The sequence below is a fragment of the Arsenophonus endosymbiont of Aphis craccivora genome (genome assembly GCF_013460135.1).
Lineage (GTDB): Bacteria > Pseudomonadota > Gammaproteobacteria > Enterobacterales > Enterobacteriaceae > Arsenophonus > Arsenophonus nilaparvatae.
This window is the reverse complement of the sequence record NZ_CP038155.1, coordinates 310,972-334,717: the sequence shown is the minus strand read 5'-3', so window position 1 is coordinate 334,717 and position 23,746 is coordinate 310,972. Positions and strand designations below refer to the sequence as shown.

Genomic DNA, 23,746 nt, shown 5'->3' with positions numbered 1-23,746 from the left:
TACTTGATTACTTGATTACTTGATTACTTGATTATTTTTTCTTATTTGCTAAAAAAGTAGCTTAACAACAAGTAGATCCTTATTATGGCTTTAACTTCAAATTATTCTAAAAGTAAATTATTGAAGCATGTTACCAGGTTAGGACCTTATCTCCGCTAATCTCAATGTCAGGATGATCTCTTTTTTTTCGACTGCCTTGCTATTTGTGTTAATGCAAAGACTGCTCCAGAAAAGCGTGAATTTTGGGGATGGTGGTTGGAATTAAGACGAGAACTTGACGGATTTGTATATCATTATAAATTAGGTATGTTTGATAAAGCGGGTAATTGGCAGCATATCGAAATTAATAAATCAAATATTATCAAGTCGCTTGAAGAGACATTGCAAGAATTCCACAAACGTTTAGGTGATTCACTGCATACATTGGAATTAACATTAACCCCTTGCCCTAAACTGGTTGCAATTAATATATAGCTTATATTGTTGGCAACTATTGTAAAATTAACTTTTCATTAAAATTGCATTATGTCAGTTGGCATAACGCTTCTTACTTAGTAAAACTGATGGCTAAATATTTATTGTTATAGAGAGTTAATGGCAGAAGCATGATGAACAATAGCCAAACTTTGGTGATAAAATTAGGAACAAGTGTATTAACGGGTGGATCGCGTTGTTTGGATCAGGCTAGTATTGTTGAATTAGTGCGACAATGCGCACAGCAGCATGAAAAAGGTCACCACATTATCATTGTCACTCGGGTGCAATTACTGCTGGTCGAGCGCATTTAGGTTATCCAACATTACCTGAAACAATTGCTTCGAAACAATCACTCACGGCGGTTGGGCAAATCCATCTTATCCAACTTTGGGAACGGTTGTTTTCCATTTATGGTATTCATATTGGTCAGATGTTATTGACCAGAGCTGATATTAAAGATCGCGAACGTTTTTTGAATGCAAGCAACACATTACAAGCGTTACTGGATAACCGTATTATTCCTGTTATCAATGAAAATGATGCCGTTGCGACAGCCGAAATTAAAGTTGGTGATAATGATAATTGATCGGCATTGGTTGCAATTTTAGCTGATGCAGATAAGTTACTATTATTAACGGATATCGAGGGACTGTATACCGCAGATCCACGCAACAATCCAAATGCACAATTGATCACTGAAGTTCATGATATTAATGATGAACTAAGATGCATGGCAGGTGATAGTGTGACCGGTTTAGGCACTGGTGGAATGGCAACAAAGTTGCAAGCAGCGGGCATTGCTGGCCTAGCGGGAATTGAAGTGATTATTGCCGCCGGTGATAAGCCTAATGTGATCGCAAATGTGCTCGAAGGTCTGCAAGTAGGAACAAAATTTCATCGCTTAAAAACGCCGATGGAAAACCGAAAACGGTGGATTTTTGGCGCGCCTCTGGCGGTTGAAATTGTTGTCGATGAGGGTGCTGCTTTGGCTATCCACCAAAAAGGCAGCTCACTATTACCAAAAGGAATAAAGAAAATTAGTGGTAATTTTTCGCGCGGCGACGTTGTGCGTATTCTTAATTTATTAGGCAAAGATTTAGCGCATGGGGTGACTCATTATAATAGCGATGCTTTACGCCTAATCGCAGGATATCATTCGCAAGAAATTAATCGAATTTTGGGTTATGAGTATGGTGCTGTTGCTGTTCACCGTGACGATATGATAGTGAGTAAATGATGTTGGAAAAAATAGGCAAAGCGGCTAAACAAGCTTCATGGTACCTGGCAGGGTTAAATACAAAACAGAAAAATAATGTCTTAATGGATATAGCTGATTGCCTGCAACAACAGAGTGATGCAATTTTAGCTGCTACTGCTAAGGATATTGAAGCCACAAAAGCTGGCCATATGAATTCAGCTATGCAAGACAGACTATTGCTAACTGTTGAGCGATGAGATGCTATTGCGAATGATGTAAGAAAGTTATGTCAATTAGTTGATCCGGTTGGACGTATACTCGATGGCGGCTTATTAGATAATGGCTTAAATATACAACGTCGATGTGTTCCACTGGGCGTGATTGGTGTTATTTATGAAGCGCGTCCGAATGTAACGATCGATGTTGCCTCGTTATGTTTGAAAACCGGTAATGCGGTAATTTTACGTGGTGGTAAAGAGACCTCACAGACTAATCAAGCAATCGTTAAAGTTATTCAGCAAGCGTTGCAACAAAATGATATTCCACAGGCAGCGGTTCAATCTATTGATGATCCAGACAGAAAATTAGTAACCCAATTGCTGAAAATGGATCGCTATATAGATATGTTGATCCCGAGTGGTGGTGGAGGTTTACATAAGCTATGCCGTGAACAATCAACCATCCCAGTGATCACTGGTGGTATTGGTGTCTGTCATATTTATGTCGATCAGCATATTGATTTTAACAAAGCACTACCACTGATCGTGAATGCTAAAGTGCAGCGCCCAAGTGCATGTAATTCATTGGAAACGTTATTAGTTCATAAAAGTATTGCAGCTACATTTCTACCGCTTTTGGCTGAGAAAATGGCTGAGCAAAATGTGACTCTACATGCCAGTCGGCATGCAATGTCCTATTTAAAGTCAAGCCTGGCAAGCGTTGTTGAATTGTTGGAGCAGAATTACCGTGATGAATGGTTATCGCTTGATGTTAACGTTACAGTCGTCAACGATATCGATGCTGCGATTAATCACATTCGGGATTATGGAACGGCCCATTCTGACGCTATTTTGACCCAATCAATTCAACACGCTGATTATTTTATTCAGCGCGTTGATTCTGCGGCGGTTTATGTTAATGCCAGTACGCGATTTACAGATGGCGGACAATTTGGGTTAGGTGCAGAGGTTGCTGTAAGCACACAAAAACTGCATGCAAGAGGTCAGATGGGATTAGATGCATTAACAACCTATCAATGGATTGGTTATGGAGATAATTTAACACGTTCTTGAGTCATTACTTCAAGATTTTTTGAGCCACACTGTTGTTGTGTGGCTTTCTTTTAATCGTGGAAATTTAGAATTTTTACTTTTGTAAATTTTAAATCTCGCTTGTAAGCTTACATATATATTCTAACTAATTAAATAAATTATCGATTAGGACGACTTGATATGCTTTATCTTATTGGACCAAGAGGTACAGGGAAGACAATAGTAGGAAGAACGTTAGCTGAATCTAGGATGTGTCATTTTTTTGATACCGATTTGTTAGGTAAACAAAATGCTAAAATAAGTATTGCCGAGTTAGTTAAACGAGATGGTTGGGATTGCTTTCGTGATTTGGAGTCCAGCGTGTTGCGATCAATACAACAGCCAAACTCAGTGATCTCAACGGGAGGAGGGATTATTTTACTGAAAGAAAATCGTGATTTTATGAAAAAAAATGGCTGTATTATTTATTTACAAGCTCCATCTTATGTATTGATTAGGCGTCTGTCTGCTGATCCTGAAATTTCACAACGACCAACATTAACAGGTAAGCCCTTAGCAGAAGAGATAGCTGAAGTAATGAATGAAAGAGAAGGTTCTATGTTAGATACCGCTGATTACATTATTGATGCCGACTTACCGACGACAAAAATTGTTTACCAAATAGATCATTTTTTGCAAAAAGATAAAAAATACTTTGTATGATCTCAATTTTGCCATGTTAGTCATCTTCGGTGAAAGATGTACTCTAAAATGATCAATAACATTAAGGAGTAAGGAAAGAGATATGCTGATAAAATTATTGCGCGTAATATTCCAGTTTTTTTCGCGTGACTGTGGTTGGTGAAATAAAACTTAAAGAATATGAGCGATGTTTAATAACATCTAATCATGTCTATTTTTTAGACGGGATCCTACTCGCTCTTTTTTTACCTATTCGCCCCCTTTTTGCTGTTTATTCATCTATCGGCACACCACGCTTTATTAAATTATTAAAACCCTATGCCGATGTTGTTCCGCTTGATCCTGCCAACCCAATGGCTATTCGAACTTTAGTTAGAGAAATAGAAAAAGGGCGTCCTATCGTCATTTTTCCTGAAGGAAGAATTAGCGTTCATGGTTCACTGGGCTTTGTTGAATAAATCGAACTTTTAGGTGATTGGCGGAGCTGATCGCTAAATTCGTTTCAACATCAGGTCCCCATGGCAAAGCAAAAGTTTAAAATTACCAACTGGCCCGCGTACAACAAGGCACTCAGACAACGCGGTTCCCTGACGGTCTGGCTTGATGAGTCGGCCATCGCTGGATGGACTGACAATTCTTCGCCTGAAGGTCGTGGCCGGCCGCTTTACTACAGCGATATGGCTGTTACCACTGTCCTGATGATGAAGCGTGTGTTTAACCTGTCGCTCCGGGCATTACAGGGCTTCGTTGATTCGATTTTTAAACTCATGTCTTTGCCGCTGTGCTGTCCGGACTACTCGCTGGTCAGCAGACGAGCAAAGAGCGTCAACATCAGCATAAAAACGCCAACGCGTGGTGAAATCTCGCATCTGGTCATCGACAGTACCGGTCTGAAGGTCTTTGGCGAAGGTGAATGGAAAGTCAGGCAGCATGGGGCTGACAGACGAAGAGTGTGGCGCAAGCTTCATCTGGCAGCAGACAGTGTGACTCATGAGATTATCTGTGCCGACTTATCGCTCAGCGGAACGACAGATGCGCAGGCACTGCCGGGCCTGATTAACCAAACCCACCGGAAAATCAGGGAAGTGTTAGCAGACGGTGCTTATGTATGACGCCTGTTACTGCCACGACGCGTTGCTAAGAAAGAAAATCAGGCCCCTTATCCCGCCGCGAAGCGGAGCGAAATACTGGCCGGACAAGTACCATGAACGTAACCATGCGGTGGCGAATCAGCGTCTGAGCAGGAGTAATGATATGTGGAAAAAGAAAGTGGGTTATCACCGGCGTTCAGTGGCAGAAACAGCGATGTTCCGCATAAAAACTTTGCTGGGTGGCCATCTGAGGCTGCGTGACTATGAGGCTCAGGTAGGTGAAGCAATGGCGATGGTCAAAGCGCTGAACCGTATGACGTTGTTGGGTATGCCACACAGCGTCAGGATCGGATAACAGCTGTAGCAGAGGGAGCCATCCTGGCGGCTAATTCTGATTTATTCAACAAAGCCCCGCTCAACGTGAGCGTTATCAGGCAATTAAGCAAGCCTGGGATGCTAATGATAATCATCGGGTCGCAAGTTTGATGCCAACATTAACCGAATATCCGCTTTATCCTTATCTGGCATATCGGCGATTGACGCAAGATCTTAATACCATTTCTGGAGCGCAAGTTGAGACTTTTATCAAACAATATCCCCATTTTCCCCTCAATCAAAAGTTGTCTACCCTTTTTGTCAATCAGCTTGCCCAGCGTAAAGAATGGCATAGCTTACTAGCTTTTAGCCCTTCACCGCCGAGGCCGATTATTGCTCGTTGTAATTATTACTATGCCAAATGGCAAACAGGTAATAAGCAAGCGGCGTGGCAGGGAGCGAAACAGATTTTGTTACACGGCTATCTACTACCCCAAGCGTGCGAACAGCTTTTTACCCGTTGGCAACGGGCTGGACCATTAACCACTGAATTGATTTTGCAACGTATTTTTTTAGCTATTAAAAGCAATGATGCTGCTCTGGTTACCAGCCTAGTCAATCGGTTGCCAACTAAAGATCAAATTATCGGCCAGCGCTTGGCCAAATTACAGCAAGATCCCTCTTTAGTGGTGAAATTTGCCAGCCTGGTCAAGCCATCGGCGTTTAATCGACAAGTGATATTGTTGTTTTTTAACCGCTTTGCAGGCAGTCGGGAGAGAATGCCAAGGCTGCGATACCGATTATTATCCAAGCACAGAAAATGAGCCCTTTACAACAGCAGCAATTGAAGGATGATATCGCCTGGCAATTATTTGGTGAGGTGACGCTAAAACAAGCTAAGTGGCGTGATACTGTTATTCAACACTCATCTTCAATTTCTTTACGTGAACGAAGGGTGCGTTTAGCGCTGGCCAGCAATGATATGGTTTCGCTTGCGCAATGGTTAAAGCAATTATCTAAAGAAAGCCGAAATAAGGAAGAGTGGCAATATTGGCAGGCTATTACCCTAATCGCTCAAGGTAAGCCTAAGCAAGGTAAAAAGATATTATTCAACTTGGTGAAACGGCGCGGATTTTATCCTATGGTTGCGGCACAAAAATTGAACATTCCGTATCCTATAAATATTGCGGTTGCCGCTAAACCTGAAAATGATATCGATTTATTGCCTGAGGTACAGCGAATAGGTGAATTGTTGTTTTGGAAAAAGGAAAATTTAGCCCGCACTGAATGGATTAATCTGCTTATCAGACAGAAAAAAATCCGCCAACAGCAACTAGCACGCTATGCATTTGAACATCGGTGGGCTGATTTGAGTGTACAGGCGACAATTATTGCCAAACTATGGGATCATTTAACAGAGCGTTTTCCTATTGCCTGGGAACGTGAATTTGAACGGCACACAAAAGATAAAAAAATTGATAAAAGTTTTGCCATGGCAATTGCCAGACAAGAAAGTGGTTGGAATCCACAAGTGCGTTCTGCTGCGGGTGCGATTGGTTTGATGCAATTAATGCCACAGACAGCACAACAAGTGGCAAAATTGAATGGCATTGCAGATTATACTGATAGTAGTAAGTTAATTGATCCAGAAAAAAATATTGAGCTTGGTACCGCATATTTGGAGACAGTTTTTCAGCAATTTGGATTTAACCGGGTATTAGTTTGTGCTGCTTACAATGCTGGACCTGCCAGAGTGGCGCGTTGGGTAGCAATCAGTAACGGAAAATTAGATGTTATCTCTTTTATTGAAAGTATCCCATTTTCTGAAACGCGACGTTATGTTAAAAATGTACTTGTCTACAATCTTTTTTATCAATATTTTCTCGGTAACTCAGTTAAAATATTAACAAAAAGCGAATGGATGATGAACTATTAGTGATCTTTATGTCCATCACCGAGCTGTTTATGTTATGCTATTGTACTAGTTAAATAGTATAGCGGTATATATTATGGAAAACTATCTTATTGATCCAGCCCTTCAACCTGAAGAAAATAGTGATTGGCAACGCTTTGTCGAATTATTGCGTAGTGCTTTCCAACAAGAGTTACAGCAACCCATTTTACAATTATTTTTAACCCCAGATGAACGTGTGGCATTGGGGACTAGAGTTCGGATAATTCAGGCATTAATGGACGGTGAAATGAGTCAGCGAGAGCTTAAAAGTGAGTTAGGTGTCGGAATTGCAACCATCACGCGGGGTTCTAATAGTCTGAAGAGTGCGACTAAAGAGGTGAAAGTTTGGTTGGAACAGCAGTTACTCAAGCCATAAACATCTTTTATTAAATTGTAAAATGTACACCTTTAGCCACTTTTTATACGATTTGGTTACACTGACATGAGCTAGCTGTCATGTAGCACCTTAAGTTCTTTATAAATTTCATGTTGGATATGTGCTAATGCTAAAATAAGCGCTTGTTGGTCGACACTGGTACGGCTGAGTAAACCATTGGTAAAAAAACCAATTGCCCCTTCGTTGTGTTTAATATTAGCCATCACATCGCCTAACTTGCGGCCTTGTTGAATACTAAACAAAATTTGCTCCGGTAACATAATACTGGCAGAACGCGATTCACCGCGAATTTGTTTATGTTCAATGGTTATCCAGGCAAAAGTCATTTCATCTTCAACCCCAGCGTCAATACCTACCCACAAATCGGCTTCGGGACGAACTTGACGTGAAGCCATAACAAGCTGGCGTGCACCTGTGCGGGTTTCCGTATTACCAATTGGTTGTTGGGCTACATTACTACTAACATTGATACTTTCTATTTGATAATTGCCAGCACCAAAAACAGCTTAAAATGCTAAATGAATAGCGTTTATTTTGGCCGGATTTGCGGTTGCTGCGATTACTTTATACATTAATTAGTATGCTTTAAAATATTATTTTGTGAAGTATAACGGAAAATTATTATGTTACAGGTCTATCTTGTTCGCCACGGAGAAACTGAATGGAACGTGGCTCACTGTATTCAGGGACAATCTGACAGCCCACTCACTGAAGTTGGCATTAGACAAGCTAAATTGGTTGCTGAAAGAGTGAAATCAATTGGCATCACTCACATTATATCCAGCGACTTAGGGCGCACGCAGAAAACGGCAGAAATTATCGCGCAAGCTTGCCATTGTAACATTATTCTTGAGCCACGGTTAAGGGAATTGAACATGGGGATCCTTGAAGGGCGGGCAATTAGTTCGTTAAGTGACGAAGAAGAGCGTTGGCGTCGAAATTTAGTTAATAGCTCTCCTGGAGCACGTATTCCCGATGGTGAATCTATGGGAGAGATAACAGAACGCATGTTTACTACGCTAGAGAAGTGTCGTTCTTTACCAGCAGGGAGTATACCTTTATTGGTTAGTCATGGGATATGGTTAGGAGCATTACTTAATCGCATACTGGTTGTGCCGACTTACGCTGAAAGGCGTTTACGTTTACGTAACTGCTCTATTTCAAAGGTAGCTTTTCAGGAAACGCCTTGGTTGGCCAATGGTTGGGTAGTAGAAACCGCAGGGGATATCTCTCATTTAGTTGAGCCAGCATTAGATGAACAGCAAATTTAACTCTGGTAATAATTAAATAATGTAAGAATAATTTTGCCAAGGGAAATATTCCCTTGGATTTGATTAGGGAGTAACTATTATAATCAATTCGTTTTAGCTGGTGGAAGGCGTTCTTTTAATCGGCACAAAATAATCAAATGAGGCTATATGGTTTTCTGGATTATTGTAGTTACATTCAGGATGGCTTTGTTGAATAAATCGAACTTTTAGGTGATTGGCGGAGCTGATCGCTAAATTCGTTTCAACATCAGGTCCCCATGGCAAAGCAAAAGTTTAAAATTACCAACTGGCCCGCGTACAACAAGGCACTCAGACAACGCGGTTCCCTGACGGTCTGGCTTGATGAGTCGGCCATCGCTGGATGGACTGACAGTTCTTCGCCTGAAGGTCGTGGCCGGCCGCTTTACTACAGCGATATGGCTGTTACCACTGTCCTGATGATGAAGCGTGTGTTTAACCTGTCGCTCCGGGCATTACAGGGCTTCGTTGATTCGATTTTTAAACTCATGTCTTTGCCGCTGTGCTGTCCGGACTACTCGCTGGTCAGCCGACGAGCAAAGAGCGTCAACATCAGCATAAAAACGCCAACGCGTGGTGAAATCTCGCATCTGGTCATCGACAGTACCGATCTGAAGGTCTTTGGCGAAGGTGAATGGAAAGTTAGGCAGCATGGGGCTGACAGACGAAGAGTGTGGCGCAAGCTTCATCTGGCAGCAGACAGTGTGACTCATGAGATTATCTGTGCCGACTTATCGCTCAGCGGAACGACAGATGCGCAGGCACTGACGGGCCTGATTAACCAAACCCACCGGAAAATCAGGGAAGTGTCAGCAGACGGTGCTTATGACGCCTGTTACTGCCACGATGCGTTGCTAAGAAAGAAAATCAGGCCCCTTATCCCGCCGCGAAGCGGAGCGAAATACTAGCCGGACAAGTACCATGAACGTAACTATGCGGTGGCGAATCAGCGTCTGAGCAGGAGTAATGATATGTGGAAAAAGAAAGTGGGTTATCACCGGCGTTCAGTGGCAGAAACAGCGATGTTCCGCATAAAAACTTTGCTGGGTGGCCATCTGAGGCTGCGTGACTATGAGGCTCAGGTAGGTGAAGCAATGGCGATGGTCAAAGCGCTGAACCGTATGACGTTGTTGGGTATGCCACACAGCGTCAGGATCGGATAACAGCTGTAGCAGAGGGAGCCATCCTGGCGGCTAATTCTGATTTATTCAACAAAGCCATTCAGGATTATTAGGATCTTTCAGCTGATAATGTTCTATATCGTGTCCCGCGCGACGGGTTAGCTTGAGATTAGGCATATAAACACCATAAATCATATATAAAAACTGTTGTAGATCACTTTTTGTTGGTTTTCCTTCAAAAGTAAAGAGGGCATAATCACCGCCTTCGATGATAACTGAATGGTATAAATTATTTTCATTATCAGCATATTGTGGTTCGACTGCAGTGATATATGAAACCGTTTGTTCATCATACTTTTCTGAGCTATGCACGACACGATATAATCCATAAACTTCATTAGGTATAATTTTTGTTTTATCTTGATAATATTGCCAGAAATGTTGGCACATTTCAGCACAGGCAGTAGACCATTTTTCTAATATATATGAGCAAGTTTGTTCTATTTCCATTAAATGTTTCGGTGCTAGTGTGACAAAGGACACATTTGGTAATTTTTGTTCTTCTAGAGTGATTGGTGGTTGCATACCTGTAGCACACCACTCTTCACTGTGACGATAGAGAGCTGGTGTAATGCCAAATTGTTTTTTAAACGCACGAGTAAAGGTTTGCTGTGAATCAAAACGGTATTGCAGTGCAATATCAAGAATTGGCCGACTAGTCAGCCTAAGAGCAACAGCCGCACGGGAAAGCCGGCGAGCACGGATATAAGAGCCAATAGCTTGCTGAGTAATGTTTTTAAACATCCGCTGTAAATGCCATTTTGAATAACCAGCTTTAGCTGCGACGTTATCGAGAAATAGCGGCTGATCTAGATGTGTGTCTATCCAATACAGTAAATCGCGGATAATATTGCTTTGATCCATAGAAGTACCTGGTTTAAATAATCACCTATAAATAGTATAAAGACTTTATTATAAACATCCATTTAATACTAAATTGCTTTATATAGCTATTTTATTATTTTTATGGATATTAATAATGTAAAAATAATTTTATTATTTAATGAGTGTTATTAAGGAAAATTGATATCATGCTAAATTTGTCAAAATTACTATCTATTTTAATAATATTTTTTTTACCAAATTCAATATTGGCAGAAGAAATCGGTGCTGTTGATACGGTATTTAAACTTTTTGGTCCTGATAATAAAATTGTTATTGAAGCATTTGACGATCCGGATATTAATAATATAACTTGTTATCTGAGTCGAGCAAAAACAGGCGGTATTAAAGGAGGTCTCGGCCTGGCAGAAGATACTGCTGATTCGGCAATTTCTTGTCAACAGGTTGGGCCAATAATTATAGATGACAAAATTAAATTAAATAATAAAAAGGGGCAAGTTGTTTTTCAAAAACGTACTTCATTGATTTTCAAAAAACTACAAGTAGTACGTTTCTACGATAAACAACGGAATGCACTTATTTATTTAACTTATTCAGACAAAATAATTGATGGATCGCCTAAAAATGCTATTAGTGCTGTGCCAATTATGCCATGGCATTAATATATTTATTAAACCCCCCAACACCTAAAAAAAGGGGTTTAATATGTTATATTTATTCAACAAAGCCTAATGAAAGCTTAGCGAATATCATTAAAGTTCATATAATTTTTTTGTAACAAAAAAACAATTATGCCGAACCTAAAAGAAATTTACTAAACAATTCTTTTCTCATTTTATGTTAACAGCAATATAACAGCTAAAAGCCTATTTACCACCTAAAAAAATGACTTTTGTTGATACACGTCAAAATCGAAATAAAGCTATTATAAAGATTATTACTTAAATTATATGATTTTTTGTGTCATAAAATATTGTATTTAAATTAAAATAGGCACTAATGTAATTTATATGAAAAATATAAACGCCAAGCTTCATATTATTATTTATCTGTTAACATACAAGCGTTGCTGATTGTAAATAGATAAAAATTATCATTTATTCGGTTATGTTTTTTTATCTGCTTAAAGTGAAATGTATTCTATTGGTAATAGTTACTTAACAAAGAAATGAATATGTTTAATTAGTTTTAGTAATTAAAGAACAAATTATTTGACTTTGCATTAAAATTGTTTTAACCAGTATATAGCTAAATATTTTTTAATAGAAACTTAGGACAGTGATGCGTAAGACCAGCTTCAATACCACCATTATTACCACTACCGTAACCATTGGTTATGGGGCGGGCTGACGCATAACTAAAATCAAAATCGAACATAAAGCCCGCATCCAAGCAAATGATGCGGGTTTTTTTTAACGCAATTTCAGGAGGAAAAAACCAGTGCGTGTGCTCAAATTTGGTGGAACGTCGGTTGCTAATGATAATAAAATGCTCAACGTTGCTAATATTGTCGCGGATAAATTTACACAAGGGCCGGTGGCTTTAGTTTTATCGGCACCAGCGAGGATCACCGATTATCTTGTTGCTATGATCGATGCTGCGACGTCGGGCGCTGATATTACTGTGCATATCAAGGCGGTGAAAGACATTTTTTCTACCTTGCTGTCCGGTTTGAAGAACAAGCAATCTGATTTTGAATATGAAAAAGTCAGGCAAATGATTGAAAATGAGTTTATTCAAATTGAGCAAACCTTACATGGCATTTCGCTATTAGGATTGGGACAATGCCCAGAAAGTATTCATGCCGGATTAATATGTCGCGGCGAAAAAATTTCGATTGCTATTATGTCATCGATACTGCGTGCCCGTGGCTATCTAATAACGATTATTGATCCAGTAGAAAATTTATTCGCTGAATGGCACTATCCTTAGCGCGACAGTGGATATCCGTGAATCGAGCCAGCGCATTAGCGCGTTGAATATACCTAAAGATCATCTTATTTTGTTAGCGGGTTTTACCGCCGGTAATTTGCACAATGAACCGGTAATATTAGGACGTAATGGCTCAGATTACTCTGCCGCTGTTCTTGCTGCTTGCTTACAGGCAGATTATTGTGAAATTTGGACCGATGTTGATGGTGTTTATACTTGTGATCCCCGTATTGTACCAGAGGCTCGTTTGCTAACAGAAATATCCTATCAAGAAGCCATGGAGCTCTCCTATTTTGGCGCTAAAGTCCTCCATCCGAGAACAATTGCTCCGATTGCCCAATTTCAGATCCCATGTTTAATTAAAAATGCCTCAGTGCCTAATGGCAATGGCACTTTGATTGGTAATGTTGAAAACCGTGAGTGTATGCCAATTAAAGGGATCACCAGTCTAAATAATATGGCGATGATTAATGTCTCTGGGCCGGGTATGAAGGGTATGGTAGGTATGGCTTCTCGCATCTTTTCCACCATGTCGTATAAGGGAATTTCAATTGTATTAATCACGCAATCTTCTTCTGAATATAGTATTAGTTTTTGTCTGCATCAGGATCAATTAGCTGAGGCATATAAAGCACTGACTGAAGAGTTTTATTTGGAATTAAAGGAAGGTTTGCTTAGCTCATTGGATATCATTGAGCAGCTTGCTATTATCTCAGTCGTTGGTGATGGAATGCGAACTTTCAAGGGAATATCAGCCCGTTTTTTTTCTGCCTTGACGCTTGGTAATATTAACATTGTCGCTATTGCACAAGGCTCTTCTGAGCGTTCAATTTCTGCTGTGATTGATAATAATATGACTACAATCGCTGCACAATTATGTCACCAAATGTTGTTTGATACCTCTCAAATTATCAATGTTTTTGTTGTTGGTGTTGGCGGTGTTGGCAATGCTTTAATTGAACAAATTTATCGGCAACAAAATTGGTTGAAAAAGAAACATATTGATCTACGAGTTTGTGCAATTGCTAATTCGCGGGTGATGTTAACTGATATTAAAGGCTTAACGCTGGATAATTGGCAAATAGCATTATCACAATCTAAACAAGCTTTTAGTTTAAGTGATCTGTGCCAATTACAGGATAAACCCTGTTTTCTCAATCCAGTCATCGTTGATTGTACCGCTGATCAGCAAATAGCGAAGCACTATGCTTTTTTGCTTAAGGCGGGGTTTAATATTGTTACGCCAAATAAAAAAGCCAATACAGATAGTATGGATTATTATCACCAGCTCCGATTGGTTGCTGAGCAATCAAAACGCAAATTTCTGTATGAAACGAATGTTGGTGCTGGTTTACCTGTTATTGAAAATTTGCAGAATTTACTCAATGCCGGTGATGAATTGCTAGAGTTTAGCGGAATTCTTTCTGGCTCACTTTCCTATATTTTTGGTTTACTCGATGAAGGGGTGTCTTTATCGCAGGCGACGCTGTTAGCAAAAGAAAAAGGTTTTACTGAACCAAATCCTCGAGATGATCTTTCTGGTATCGATGTTGCTCGTAAGCTGTTGATCCTAGCGCGTGAAGCCGGTTATTGTCTTGAACTTAATGATATTGAAATTGAACCTATATTGCCCGCCTCTTTTGATGTTAGTGGTAACGTTAACCATTTTCTTCAACAATTAACACAATTAGATCAAAATTTTAAAATAAGGGTTAGCCAAGCAACGGCACAGGGAAAGGTTCTTCGTTATATCGGGTTAATTAAAGACGGTTGTTGTCAGGTAAAAATGGTGGCAGTCGATGAACACAATCCACTTTATAAAGTTAAAAATGGTGAAAATGCTTTAACATTTTATACCCGCTATTATCAGCCCATTCCATTAGTATTAAGAGGTTACGGTGCGGGTAATGATGTTACTGCCGCAGGGGTATTTGTCGATATATGACGGACGTTAACAAGGAAAATAGGAGCATAAAATGGTCAAGGTTTATGCACCCGCATCGATAGGTAATGTCAGTGTTGGGTTTGATGTATTAGGTGCGGCTATCTCTCCGGTAGATAATAGGCAATTAGGTGATTGTGTCTCGGTCGTGAAGACAGATAAGTTTAATTTGAAAAACAGCGGCTCTTTTGTTGGCAAATTGCCTCAGCTGCCGCAGCAAAATATCGTCTATCAGGCCTGGCAACTGTTTTGTCAAGAATTGGGTGAATTTCTCAATGTTGAAATGACATTAGAAAAGAATATGCCGATTGGTTCTGGATTAGGCTCTAGTGCCTGCTCAGTGGTAGCAGCGCTGATGGCATTAAATGAATATAGCGGTCGCCCTTTTGATAAAAACAGCTTGTTATTAATGATGGGAAAATTGGAAGGGCGTGTCGCTGGTAGTATTCATTATGATAACGTTGCGCCCTGTTATTTGGGCGGTATGCAACTGATAGTCGAACAAAATAATGTGCTGAGTCAATCAATCCCTATTTTTGCGGATTGGATTTGGGTGATGGCTTACCCAGGAATCAAGGTTGCCACAGCAGCAGCGAGGGCGATTCTGCCGAGCCATTATCAACGGCAGGATACGATTAATCATGGTCGATTATTAGCCGGTTTTATTCATGCCTGCCATACCCAGCAAACTGATTTAGCGATCGATATGTTACAGGATGTGATCGCTGAGCCTTATCGTGCTCAAATATTGCCCGGTTTTATCGTAGCCCGCAAAAAAGTAAAAAATATCGGCGCAGTCGCTTGTGGTATCTCTGGCTCTGGGCCGACATTATTTGCAATTTGCTATGAAAGAAAGACAGCAGAAAAAGTAATGCAATGGCTGACACAATATTACCTACAAAATAGAACAGGTTTTGTGCACATGTGTCGTTTAGATCAAGTTGGTGCAAGAGTGATAGGCTAAAAATGAAATTATATAATTTAAAAAATCAAAGTGAGCAGGTCAGTTTTGTGCAGGAAGTTAAACAAGGGCTTAGTCAGCAGCAGGGCCTTTTTTTCCCCGCTTAATGTACCAAAACTGAATGATGAACAGCTAGCTAAATTGTTACAGTGCGATTTTATCACCCGTAGTAGCTATATTTTATCAGCCTATATTGGCGATGAAATGCCATTAGAACAAGTGACAGAGTGTGTTAAACAGGCGTTCAATTTTCCGTTAGTTGTTAGACCAATAGAAGAAAATATTGCCAGCCTGGAGTTGTATCATGGCCCAACCTTAGCATTTAAAGATTTTGGTGGCCGATTTATGGCACAAATATTGGCACAAATTGCCAGTAACCAACCCATTACTATTTTAACCGCTACTTCAGGTGATACTGGCGCCGCCGTAGCCCATGCTTTTTATCGTCTTAAAAATGTTCAGGTTATTATTCTCTATCCGAAAAATAAGATCACGCCTTTACAGGAGAAATTATTCTGTACACTAGGGGAAAATATCCACACTATCGCAATCAAGGGTGACTTTGATGATGGTCAAAGGCTGGTAAAACAGGCTTTTGATGATGAGGAATTAAAACGGCTATTATGTTTAACCTCCGCGAATTCTATTAATATTAGCCGGTTATTGGCGCAAATTTGTTATTATTTTGAGGCTGTTGCACAGTTAGCGGTTGAAAACCGCCAACAGTTAGTTATTTCCGTACCCAGTGGTAATTTTGGTAATTTAACCGCCGGCTTATTTGCCAAAGCAATGGGGCTACCGGTGAAGCGTTTTATAGCTGCTACTAATGTTAATGATACTGTTCCACGCTATCTGTCTGAGGGCAAAGGGGTTGCCTAATCAAACGATAGCGACTCTGTCAAATGCAATGGATGTCAGCCAACCCAATAATTGGCCACGGATAGAGACACTTTTACAGCGGCAAAAATGGGAGCTTGATGAGCTTAGTCATGGTGTTGTTGATGATAGAATGACTGAAAAAACCGTTCAACAACTGGCTAGTAAAGGCTATATATCTGAGCCACATAGCGCAGTTGCTTATCTTATTTTACGTGATCAGTTGCAAGATGATGAATATGGGCTGTTCTTAAGTACCGCACATCCAGCAAAATTTAAACAGAGTGTTGATCGTATTCTTGCTAAAACATTACCATTACCAGCTGCTTTAGCAAAACGAGCTAATTTACCGATATTTTCCCATCAATTACCAGCTGATTTTGCTTTGTTGCGTAAATTTTTATTTATGCATGCGACTTAATAACAATGATCTGAAATGGAAGCGTTAGCTTCCATTGGGCTTTGTTGAATAAATCAGAATTAGCCGACAGGATGGCTCCCTCTGCTACAGCTGTTATCCGATCCTGACGCTGTGTGGCATACCCAACAACGTCATACGGTTCAGCGCTTTGACCATCGCCATTGCTTCACCTACCTGAGCCTCATAGTCACGCAGCCTCAGATGGCCACCCAGCAAAGTTTTTATGCGGAACATCGCTGTTTCTGCCACTGAACGCCGGTGATAACCCACTTTCTTTTTCCACATATCATTACTCCTGCTCAGACGCTGATTCGCCACCGCATGGTTACGTTCATGGTACTTGTCCGGCCAGTATTTCGCTCCGCTTCGCGGCGGGATAAGGGGCCTGATTTTCTTTCTTAGCAACGCGTCGTGGCAGTAACAGGCGTCATAAGCACCGTCTGCTGACACTTCCCTGATTTTCCGGTGGGTTTGGTTAATCAGGCCCGGCAGTGACTGCGCATCTGTCGTTCCGCTGAGCGATAAGTCGGCACAGATAATCTCATGAGTCACACTGTCTGCTGCCAGATGAAGCTTGCGCCACACTCTTCGTCTGTCAGCCCCATGCTGCCTGACTTTCCTTTCACCTTCGCCAAAGACCTTCAGACCGGTACTGTCGATGACCAGATGCGAGATTTCACCACGCGTTGGCGTTTTTATGCTGATGTTGACGCTCTTTGCTCGTCTGCTGACCAGCGAGTAGTCCGGACAGCACAGCGGCAAAGACATGAGTTTAAAAATCGAATCAACGAAGCCCTGTAATGCCCGGAGCGACAGGTTAAACACACGCTTCATCATCAGGACAGTGGTAACAGCCATATCGCTGTAGTAAAGCGGCCGGCCACGACCTTCAGGCGAAGAACTGTCAGTCCATCCAGCGATGGCCGACTCATCAAGCCAGACCGTCAGGGAACCGCGTTGTCTGAGTGCCTTGTTGTACGCGGGCCAGTTGGTAATTTTAAACTTTTGCTTTGCCATGGGGACCTGATGTTGAAACGAATTTAGCGATCAGCTCCGCCAATCACCTAAAAGTTCGATTTATTCAACAAAGCCCTTCCATTGTTAACCATGTTGTGATCGTTTAAACACTAGCTGATTATCTTTGGAAGCAGCGTTATTAAATTGATAACCGGCTAAGTTAAATTCAGTCAGTTGTTCAATATTTTTTAGTTGATTTTGAATAATAAAGCGACTCATTAATCCGCGCGCTTTTTTCGCATAGAAACTGATGACTGTATATTTCCCCTGTTTTTCATCTAGAAAAATAGGTTTCACAATATAAGCATCCAGTTTTTTGCTATTCACGGCATTAAAATATTCATCTGAAGCTAGGTTAATCAGAATATTATCACCTTGCTTGCTTAAGGCCGGATTAAGATTTTCAGTAATGATATCCCGCCAAAAGGCATAAAGATCTTTTCCTTGTTTATTATTGAGTTTAGTTCCCATTTCCAATCGGTAAGGTTGCATCAGATCAAGTGGCCGTAATACACCGTATAAGCCTGATAGAATACGAAGATGTTTTTGGGCAAAGGTGAAATCTTTTGGCTTAAAATTTTCTGCTTGCAGGCCAGTATAGACGTCACCTTTAAAAGCTAAAATAGCAGGTCGGGCATTTTCTGGGGTAAAATTAGCATGCCACTGTCCAAAACGCGCTGCATTTAAACCGGCTAATTTATCACTAATATGCATTAGACTGGCAATTTCAGCCGGTGTCAGTTTACGACATATCTGAATCAATTGCTCAGCCTGTGATAATAGGGTTGGCTGACTATATTCTGTGGTGGCAAGCGGACTTTTATAATCAAGTGTTTTGGCAGGTGAAATCGTGATAAGCATAATTAATACCTAGTAAAATTCATAAATAAACAACTTTAATCAAAATAGTAAATGGCTATCATTAGGCTTATTTGTAGCATTTAACGTTAATTATTGCTATTTAAACGATAGTAGGGTGTGAAAATAAGCTAACAAAATTTGTTATCGACAACAAAACAATGGTGGTGAATTTATTTGTTGTAATATCAATGAATGATATTATCACAGCAAGATAGGATTTTGAGCCTCGGCTTCATCTCAATAACAACGGGATTAAAAAATGACCGATAAATTAACCTCTTTACGAAAAATAACGACGGTTGTAGCAGATACAGGTGATATAAGCGCAATAAAGCTTTATAAACCTGAAGATGCAACAACTAACCCTTCTTTGATCCTTAATGCGGCTCAGATCCCAGAATATCTGCCTTTCATTGATGAAGCGATCTCATGGGCACGGCAACAAAGTCAATCACGTGAGCAACAAATTATTGATGCGTGTGATAAATTGGTTGTTAATATTGGGTTAGAAATCCTGCAATTAATTCCCGGAAGAATTTCAACCGAAGTTGATGCGCGCCTTTCCTATGATACCGAAGCCTGTATTAATAAAGCGCGGCATATTATTGAGCTTTATAATCGTGCCCGCATTAAAAATGAGCGTATTTTGATAAAATTGGCTTCAACCTGGCAAGGGATCCGCGCGGCAGAGCAGTTGGAAAAAGAGGGTATTAACTGTAATTTAACGCTATTATTCTCTTTTGCTCAGGCACGAGCTTGTGCTGAAGCCGGTGTTTATCTGATTTCACCTTTTGTCGGTCGTATTCTTGATTGGTATAAAGCGAATACCGATACAAAAGAGTATGCGCCACAAGAAGATCCTGGCGTTATTTCTGTTACACAAATTTACAATTATTATAAGCAGCACGACTATAAAACGGTTGTCATGGGGGCAAGTTTCCGCAATAGCGGTGAAATTTTGCAACTGGCAGGCTGTGATCGTTTAACAATTTCTCCAGCATTACTTAAAGAGCTTTCTGAAGCCCAAGGTGAAGTGCCCCGCAAATTGGCATTTAATGGTCAAATTCAGTCACCGCCTAAGCCGATGACAGAAGCAGAATTCTATTGGCAACATTATGCAGATGCCATGGCAACGGACAAACTGGCGGATGGTATTCGTAAATTTGCTATTGATCAGGAAAAATTGGAAAAAATGGTTGCCCAGCAGCTGTAATTAACATTTCTCTGTTATAACCTAAAAGCCTAGTGGATTATCGTACTGGGCTTTTTGCTTTTACTTGCTGGTCTGATGGTGCTCAAGGGCAGTCAACAATATTATTTGCCTTTGTATCGCTACAGCATAAGTTTAATAGATTTAGTATTAAACATCTTGTTTTCAATATCAAATTTGAGGATCTCATGGATAAATTGCGCATAGGTTTGGTTTCTGTTTCAGATCTGGCAGCCAATGAAATTTATCAAGATCAGGGGATCCCTGCACTTAAAAACTGGCTTTCAATGGCACTAAAAACCCCTTTTACGGTTGAGCCACGTTTGATCCCTGATGAACAAAAAATTATTGAACTTACATTCTGTGAGCTGGTTGATGAATTTGCTTGTCATTTAATTTTAACCACCGGTGGCACTGGCCCAGCGATACGTGACGTAACACCGGATGCGACACTGGCGATTGCTGATCGGCAAATGCCTGGTTTTGGTGAACAAATGCGGCAAATTAGTTTGCATTTTGTGCCAACGGCGATCCTCTCACGCCAAGTTGGCGTGATCCGCAAGCAAACATTGATTTTGAATTTACCTGGACAACCAAAATCAATTACAGAAACATTAGCCGGTTTAAAAGATGAACATGGACGTGAAATTGTTGCCGGAATTTTCGCTAGCGTGCCTTACTGTATCCAATTACTAGAGGGTCCCTATGTTGAAACCAATCCCAACGTGATTAAAGCATTTAGACCTAAATCAGCCATGCGATAAAATGGATTCATCTGGCTATTTTCGGCATTAGGAAATAACTTTAGTAATGATTAAAGCCGCTGTTAAATTGCCCTGCCATCAATTAGCGTCAATTTTAAAGCCAAAAATTCTCTAGTGTCGTCATAGTGGCGAATAGAGCAGGGTGTTAATAAAGCATATAAAACTGCTTTATTAATGTGGCAGGATGCTGTTTAAGGCCTATTACCAATAGGTAATATTGTACGGCCAAATTGTTCATTAATAACTTCTGCCATAGCAAGGTAAAAAGCGCTGGCGCCACAAATGATACCTTCGTAACCAGCAATAGTAAGAATCGTTTGCTTTCCATACATATTACCGATTGCTAACAGCGCAAAAAGTACGGTCAGACTAGCAAAAACGAATTGTAGTGCGCGATTAGCCTTTAACGTGCCAACAAACATAAATAAGGTAAAGATACCCCACAATGCCAAGTAAACTGCCAGAAAATCTGCGGATGTTACTTGCACCGACGCTATTTCAGGCAGCATTAATAAACCAACTAAGCTCAGCCAAAACAAGCCATAAGATGAGAATGCCGTTGCGGCAAAGGTATTTCCTTTTTTATATTCAAAAATACCGGCAATAATCTGGGCAATACCACCATAGAAGATACCCATACTTAGTATTACTGAAGTTAATGGAAAAAATCCAGCATTGTGAATATTTAATAAAATTGTTGTCATACCAAAACCCATCAAACCTAATGGGCCTGGATTGGCAATATTATTTGCACTCATACATTCCTCTAAATGTCATTAAATATATAATATTCAATATGATATAAATTTTTATATGCTATCAGGGCTTACATCAAGCAAGTATAATAGGTAGTGTTTGGTTCAAAACAAAGATTAAAATGATTTTTCATATTAAAAAATATTTTTTTACTTTCCCCTTGATGAATATTTTTATGTCCCCACTTTAATGAATAGCGTAGTTACCAATGGTCAATCTATCAACCTGTCACAAGGTGTCTCGTTAGGTAGATTTTTTTTGAGGTCAGGGAAAAAATCCCTTGAAAAAAATTCATTGAGCCTCATATAGGTTGGTAACTAGATTGGTTAAGAATTCCCTTTGGAGGCTGTTTAGATGGGTAAAATTATCGGGATTGACCTGGGTACAACTAACTCTTGTGTAGCTATTATGGATGGCACAAATGCGCGGGTATTGGAAAACAGTGAGGGTGATCGTACCACACCTTCTATTGTTGCATATACTCAAGATGGTGAAATTCTTGTGGGGCAGCCGGCAAAACGTCAGGCTGTGACAAACCCACAAAATACATTTTTTGCCATTAAGCGTCTGATTGGACGTCGCTTTGAAGATGAAGAAGTTCAACGTGACATTTCTATTATGCCTTATAAAATCATTGCTGCAGATAATGGTGATGCTTGGTTGGATGTTAAGGGGCAAAAAATGGCTCCTCCTCAGGTTTCCGCTGAGGTGTTGAAAAAAATGAAAAAAACGGCTGAAGATTATCTGGGTGAACCCGTTACTGAAGCTGTTATTACTGTACCAGCTTATTTTAATGATGCTCAGCGTCAAGCAACTAAAGATGCAGGTCGCATTGCTGGTTTAGATGTAAAACGTATTATTAATGAACCAACAGCAGCGGCGCTTGCTTATGGTTTAGATCGTGAAGTAGGTAACCGTACCATTGCGGTATATGACTTAGGTGGTGGTACTTTTGATATTTCAATTATTGAAATTGATGAAGTTAATGGTGAAAAAACCTATGAAGTGCTGGCCACTAATGGTGATACTCACTTAGGTGGTGAAGACTTTGATAATCGTCTGATCAACTATTTGGTCGATGAATTTAAGAAAGAACAAGGTTTTGATCTACGCAATGATCCACTAGCAATGCAACGCTTAAAAGAAGCAGCAGAGAAAGCCAAAATTGAGCTCTCTTCTGCTCAGCAGACTGATGTCAATCTGCCTTACATTACTGCAGATGCAAGTGGTCCTAAGCATATGAATATTAAGGTGACTCGAGCGAAACTTGAATCACTGGTGGAAGATTTGGTTGAGCGCTCAATGGAGCCGCTGAAAGTTGCACTGCAAGATGCCGGCTTAAATGTTAATGACATAAACGACGTCATTCTGGTTGGTGGTCAGACGCGTATGCCAATGGTGCAAAAAGCGGTTGCTGACTTTTTCGGTAAAGAACCCCGTAAAGACGTTAACCCTGATGAAGCGGTTGCTATGGGTGCGGCGGTGCAAGGTGGTGTATTAGCTGGTGATGTGAAAGATGTCTTGTTACTTGATGTAACTCCACTATCTTTAGGTATTGAAACCATGGGTGGTGTAATGACAGCGTTAATTGCCAAAAATACCACTATTCCGACTAAACATAGTCAGGTGTTTTCAACTGCAGAAGATAACCAGTCGGCAGTAACCATTCATGTATTGCAAGGTGAACGTAAACGCTCAGGTGATAACAAATCATTAGGGCAGTTCAATTTGGATGGTATTCAAGCGGCACCGCGTGGTATGCCACAAATTGAAGTTACCTTTGATATTGACGCTGATGGTATCTTACATGTATCAGCTAAAGATAAGAATACTGGCCGCGAGCAAAAGATTACCATCAAGGCATCTTCTGGTCTGAAGGAAGATGAAATCCAAAGAATGGTAAGCGATGCAGAAGCAAATGCGGAATCAGATCGTAAGTTTGAAGAATTAGTTCAGGTACGTAATCAGGCTGATCAATTGATTCATGGTACGCGTAAACAAATTGAAGAAGCGGCTGATAAGTTACCTGCTGATGATAAAGCTAACATAGAGAAAGCCATTTCTGAGTTGGAAACTGCGGTGAAAGGTGAAGATAAGGCCATCATTGAAGAGAAAATTCAAGCTTTAGTTCAAGCTTCGGCCAAGCTACTCGAGTTAGCTCAACAGCAGGCTCAAGCAGGTACCGCTGATGCTGGCGCCCAAGCTAAACAGGATGATAATGTTGTTGATGCTGAATTTGAAGAAGTCAACGACAAGGATAAAGATAAAAAATAGTGGCCCTTAGCGGGCACAGTAATGGTGTTAAGGAT

Annotated in this window: 14 protein-coding genes, 10 pseudogenes and 1 other annotated feature; of the genes and pseudogenes, 17 read left to right on the top strand and 7 right to left on the bottom strand. The window is 40.4% G+C overall.

Annotation, left to right across the window (positions count from 1 at the left end; all coding sequences use genetic code 11):
* Positions 1–84 precede the first annotated feature (84 nt).
* From crl to trpR, 8 genes and pseudogenes are all read left to right on the top strand, one after another.
* Positions 85–474 (top strand): annotated as a pseudogene (gene crl / locus E3U36_RS01735) (sigma factor-binding protein Crl).
* 134 nt (positions 475–608) lie between these two features.
* Positions 609–1,714: pseudogene (proB, locus tag E3U36_RS01730) on the top strand (glutamate 5-kinase).
* Positions 1,714–2,967: pseudogene (gene proA, locus E3U36_RS01725) on the top strand (glutamate-5-semialdehyde dehydrogenase). The pseudogenes proB and proA overlap by 1 nt, the downstream one beginning before the upstream one ends.
* A gap of 159 nt (positions 2,968–3,126) precedes the next feature.
* Positions 3,127–3,648: a shikimate kinase AroL gene (aroL, locus tag E3U36_RS01720; RefSeq protein WP_180816886.1), complete on the top strand. Its 522-nt coding sequence runs from the start codon at positions 3,127–3,129 to the stop codon at positions 3,646–3,648.
* Between the two features lie 82 nt (positions 3,649–3,730).
* Positions 3,731–4,070: pseudogene (locus E3U36_RS01715) on the top strand (1-acyl-sn-glycerol-3-phosphate acyltransferase); the annotation flags it as partial.
* A gap of 75 nt (positions 4,071–4,145) precedes the next feature.
* Positions 4,146–5,073 (top strand): annotated as a pseudogene (locus E3U36_RS01710) (IS5 family transposase).
* A gap of 40 nt (positions 5,074–5,113) precedes the next feature.
* Positions 5,114–6,969 (top strand): annotated as a pseudogene (gene sltY, locus E3U36_RS13355) (murein transglycosylase); the annotation flags it as partial.
* 73 nt (positions 6,970–7,042) lie between these two features.
* Positions 7,043–7,363 carry a trp operon repressor gene (trpR, locus tag E3U36_RS01695; protein ID WP_409013907.1) on the top strand — a complete coding sequence of 107 codons (321 nt, stop codon included), beginning with the start codon at positions 7,043–7,045 and terminating at the stop codon, positions 7,361–7,363.
* Positions 7,364–7,434: 71 nt separating this feature from the next.
* On the opposite strand, the pseudogene yjjX reads toward trpR, so the two are convergent.
* Positions 7,435–7,956 (bottom strand): annotated as a pseudogene (gene yjjX / locus E3U36_RS01690) (inosine/xanthosine triphosphatase).
* Between the two features lie 51 nt (positions 7,957–8,007).
* On the opposite strand from yjjX, the gene gpmB reads away from it, so the two are divergent.
* Entirely contained in the window at positions 8,008–8,655 is a 648-nt protein-coding gene (gpmB, locus tag E3U36_RS01685; protein ID WP_180816884.1) for a 2,3-diphosphoglycerate-dependent phosphoglycerate mutase GpmB, read from the top strand.
* A gap of 93 nt (positions 8,656–8,748) precedes the next feature.
* Here gpmB and E3U36_RS01680 read toward each other — a convergent pair whose 3' ends face one another.
* Positions 8,749–8,919, bottom strand: a complete 171-nt coding sequence (locus E3U36_RS01680; RefSeq protein WP_180816883.1) for a hypothetical protein — start codon at positions 8,917–8,919, stop codon at positions 8,749–8,751.
* On the opposite strand from E3U36_RS01680, the pseudogene E3U36_RS01675 reads away from it, so the two are divergent.
* Positions 8,913–9,836, top strand: a pseudogene (locus tag E3U36_RS01675) (IS5 family transposase). The gene E3U36_RS01680 and the pseudogene E3U36_RS01675 sit on opposite strands and share 7 nt — an antisense overlap.
* Positions 9,837–9,881: 45 nt before the next feature.
* Here E3U36_RS01675 and robA read toward each other — a convergent pair.
* Complete coding sequence (gene robA / locus E3U36_RS01670) at positions 9,882–10,718, bottom strand: MDR efflux pump AcrAB transcriptional activator RobA (protein WP_180816882.1); 837 nt, start codon at positions 10,716–10,718, stop codon at positions 9,882–9,884.
* A gap of 167 nt (positions 10,719–10,885) precedes the next feature.
* On the opposite strand from robA, the gene creA reads away from it, so the two are divergent.
* Entirely contained in the window at positions 10,886–11,359 is a 474-nt protein-coding gene (gene creA / locus E3U36_RS01665; RefSeq protein WP_180816881.1) for a protein CreA, read from the top strand.
* 586 nt (positions 11,360–11,945) lie between these two features.
* Here the strand turns inward: creA and E3U36_RS13350 are convergent.
* A complete protein-coding gene (locus tag E3U36_RS13350) occupies positions 11,946–12,074 on the bottom strand; it encodes a hypothetical protein (RefSeq protein ID WP_255424661.1) in 129 nt (42 codons plus the stop codon).
* Positions 11,986–12,113: a sequence feature (Thr leader region), on the top strand. Its footprint overlaps the gene before it by 89 nt.
* Positions 12,114–12,137: 24 nt before the next feature.
* On the opposite strand from E3U36_RS13350, the pseudogene thrA reads away from it, so the two are divergent.
* The 3 genes and pseudogenes from thrA (at position 12,138) to thrC (ending at position 16,829) form a co-directional block, all read left to right on the top strand.
* Positions 12,138–14,574, top strand: a pseudogene (gene thrA / locus E3U36_RS01655) (bifunctional aspartate kinase/homoserine dehydrogenase I).
* Positions 14,575–14,605: 31 nt separating this feature from the next.
* On the top strand, positions 14,606–15,535 hold the full coding sequence (gene thrB, locus E3U36_RS01650; RefSeq protein ID WP_180816880.1) for a homoserine kinase: 930 nt from the start codon (positions 14,606–14,608) through the stop codon (positions 15,533–15,535).
* A 2-nt stretch (positions 15,536–15,537) separates the two neighbouring features.
* A pseudogene (gene thrC, locus E3U36_RS01645) lies at positions 15,538–16,829 on the top strand (threonine synthase).
* 93 nt (positions 16,830–16,922) lie between these two features.
* Here thrC and E3U36_RS01640 read toward each other — a convergent pair.
* A complete protein-coding gene (locus E3U36_RS01640) occupies positions 16,923–17,846 on the bottom strand; it encodes an IS5 family transposase (RefSeq protein ID WP_180816879.1) in 924 nt (307 codons plus the stop codon).
* Positions 17,847–17,930: 84 nt separating this feature from the next.
* Positions 17,931–18,707 carry a peroxide stress protein YaaA gene (gene yaaA, locus E3U36_RS01635; protein ID WP_180816878.1) on the bottom strand — a complete coding sequence of 259 codons (777 nt, stop codon included), beginning with the start codon at positions 18,705–18,707 and terminating at the stop codon, positions 17,931–17,933.
* A gap of 259 nt (positions 18,708–18,966) precedes the next feature.
* On the opposite strand from yaaA, the gene tal reads away from it, so the two are divergent.
* Complete coding sequence (gene tal / locus E3U36_RS01630; RefSeq protein WP_180816877.1) at positions 18,967–19,920, top strand: transaldolase; 954 nt, start codon at positions 18,967–18,969, stop codon at positions 19,918–19,920.
* Between the two features lie 185 nt (positions 19,921–20,105).
* On the top strand, positions 20,106–20,681 hold the full coding sequence (gene mog / locus E3U36_RS01625; protein WP_180816876.1) for a molybdopterin adenylyltransferase: 576 nt from the start codon (positions 20,106–20,108) through the stop codon (positions 20,679–20,681).
* 191 nt (positions 20,682–20,872) lie between these two features.
* On the opposite strand, the gene satP is transcribed toward mog, so the two are convergent.
* Positions 20,873–21,439 carry an acetate uptake transporter gene (satP, locus tag E3U36_RS01620; protein ID WP_180816875.1) on the bottom strand — a complete coding sequence of 189 codons (567 nt, stop codon included), beginning with the start codon at positions 21,437–21,439 and terminating at the stop codon, positions 20,873–20,875.
* Between the two features lie 352 nt (positions 21,440–21,791).
* Between satP and dnaK the strand changes: the two genes are divergently transcribed.
* Positions 21,792–23,711, top strand: coding sequence for a molecular chaperone DnaK (gene dnaK / locus E3U36_RS01615; protein ID WP_180816874.1), 1,920 nt, complete (start codon positions 21,792–21,794; stop codon positions 23,709–23,711).
* Positions 23,712–23,746: the final 35 nt, after the last annotated feature.

What these genes read in the sequence shown, in the direction of transcription:
- aroL (WP_180816886.1), top strand. Translation starts at nt 3,127, where the DNA reads ATGCTTTATCTTATTGGACCAAGAGGTACAGGGAAGACAATAGTAGGA.
- trpR (WP_409013907.1), top strand. Translation starts at nt 7,043, where the DNA reads ATGGAAAACTATCTTATTGATCCAGCCCTTCAACCTGAAGAAAATAGT.
- gpmB (WP_180816884.1), top strand. Translation starts at nt 8,008, where the DNA reads ATGTTACAGGTCTATCTTGTTCGCCACGGAGAAACTGAATGGAACGTG.
- robA (WP_180816882.1), bottom strand. Translation starts at nt 10,718, where the DNA reads ATGGATCAAAGCAATATTATCCGCGATTTACTGTATTGGATAGACACA.
- creA (WP_180816881.1), top strand. Translation starts at nt 10,886, where the DNA reads ATGCTAAATTTGTCAAAATTACTATCTATTTTAATAATATTTTTTTTA.
- E3U36_RS13350 (WP_255424661.1), bottom strand. Translation starts at nt 12,074, where the DNA reads ATGTTCGATTTTGATTTTAGTTATGCGTCAGCCCGCCCCATAACCAAT.
- thrB (WP_180816880.1), top strand. Translation starts at nt 14,606, where the DNA reads ATGGTCAAGGTTTATGCACCCGCATCGATAGGTAATGTCAGTGTTGGG.
- E3U36_RS01640 (WP_180816879.1), bottom strand. Translation starts at nt 17,846, where the DNA reads ATGGCAAAGCAAAAGTTTAAAATTACCAACTGGCCCGCGTACAACAAG.
- yaaA (WP_180816878.1), bottom strand. Translation starts at nt 18,707, where the DNA reads ATGCTTATCACGATTTCACCTGCCAAAACACTTGATTATAAAAGTCCG.
- tal (WP_180816877.1), top strand. Translation starts at nt 18,967, where the DNA reads ATGACCGATAAATTAACCTCTTTACGAAAAATAACGACGGTTGTAGCA.
- mog (WP_180816876.1), top strand. Translation starts at nt 20,106, where the DNA reads ATGGATAAATTGCGCATAGGTTTGGTTTCTGTTTCAGATCTGGCAGCC.
- satP (WP_180816875.1), bottom strand. Translation starts at nt 21,439, where the DNA reads ATGAGTGCAAATAATATTGCCAATCCAGGCCCATTAGGTTTGATGGGT.
- dnaK (WP_180816874.1), top strand. Translation starts at nt 21,792, where the DNA reads ATGGGTAAAATTATCGGGATTGACCTGGGTACAACTAACTCTTGTGTA.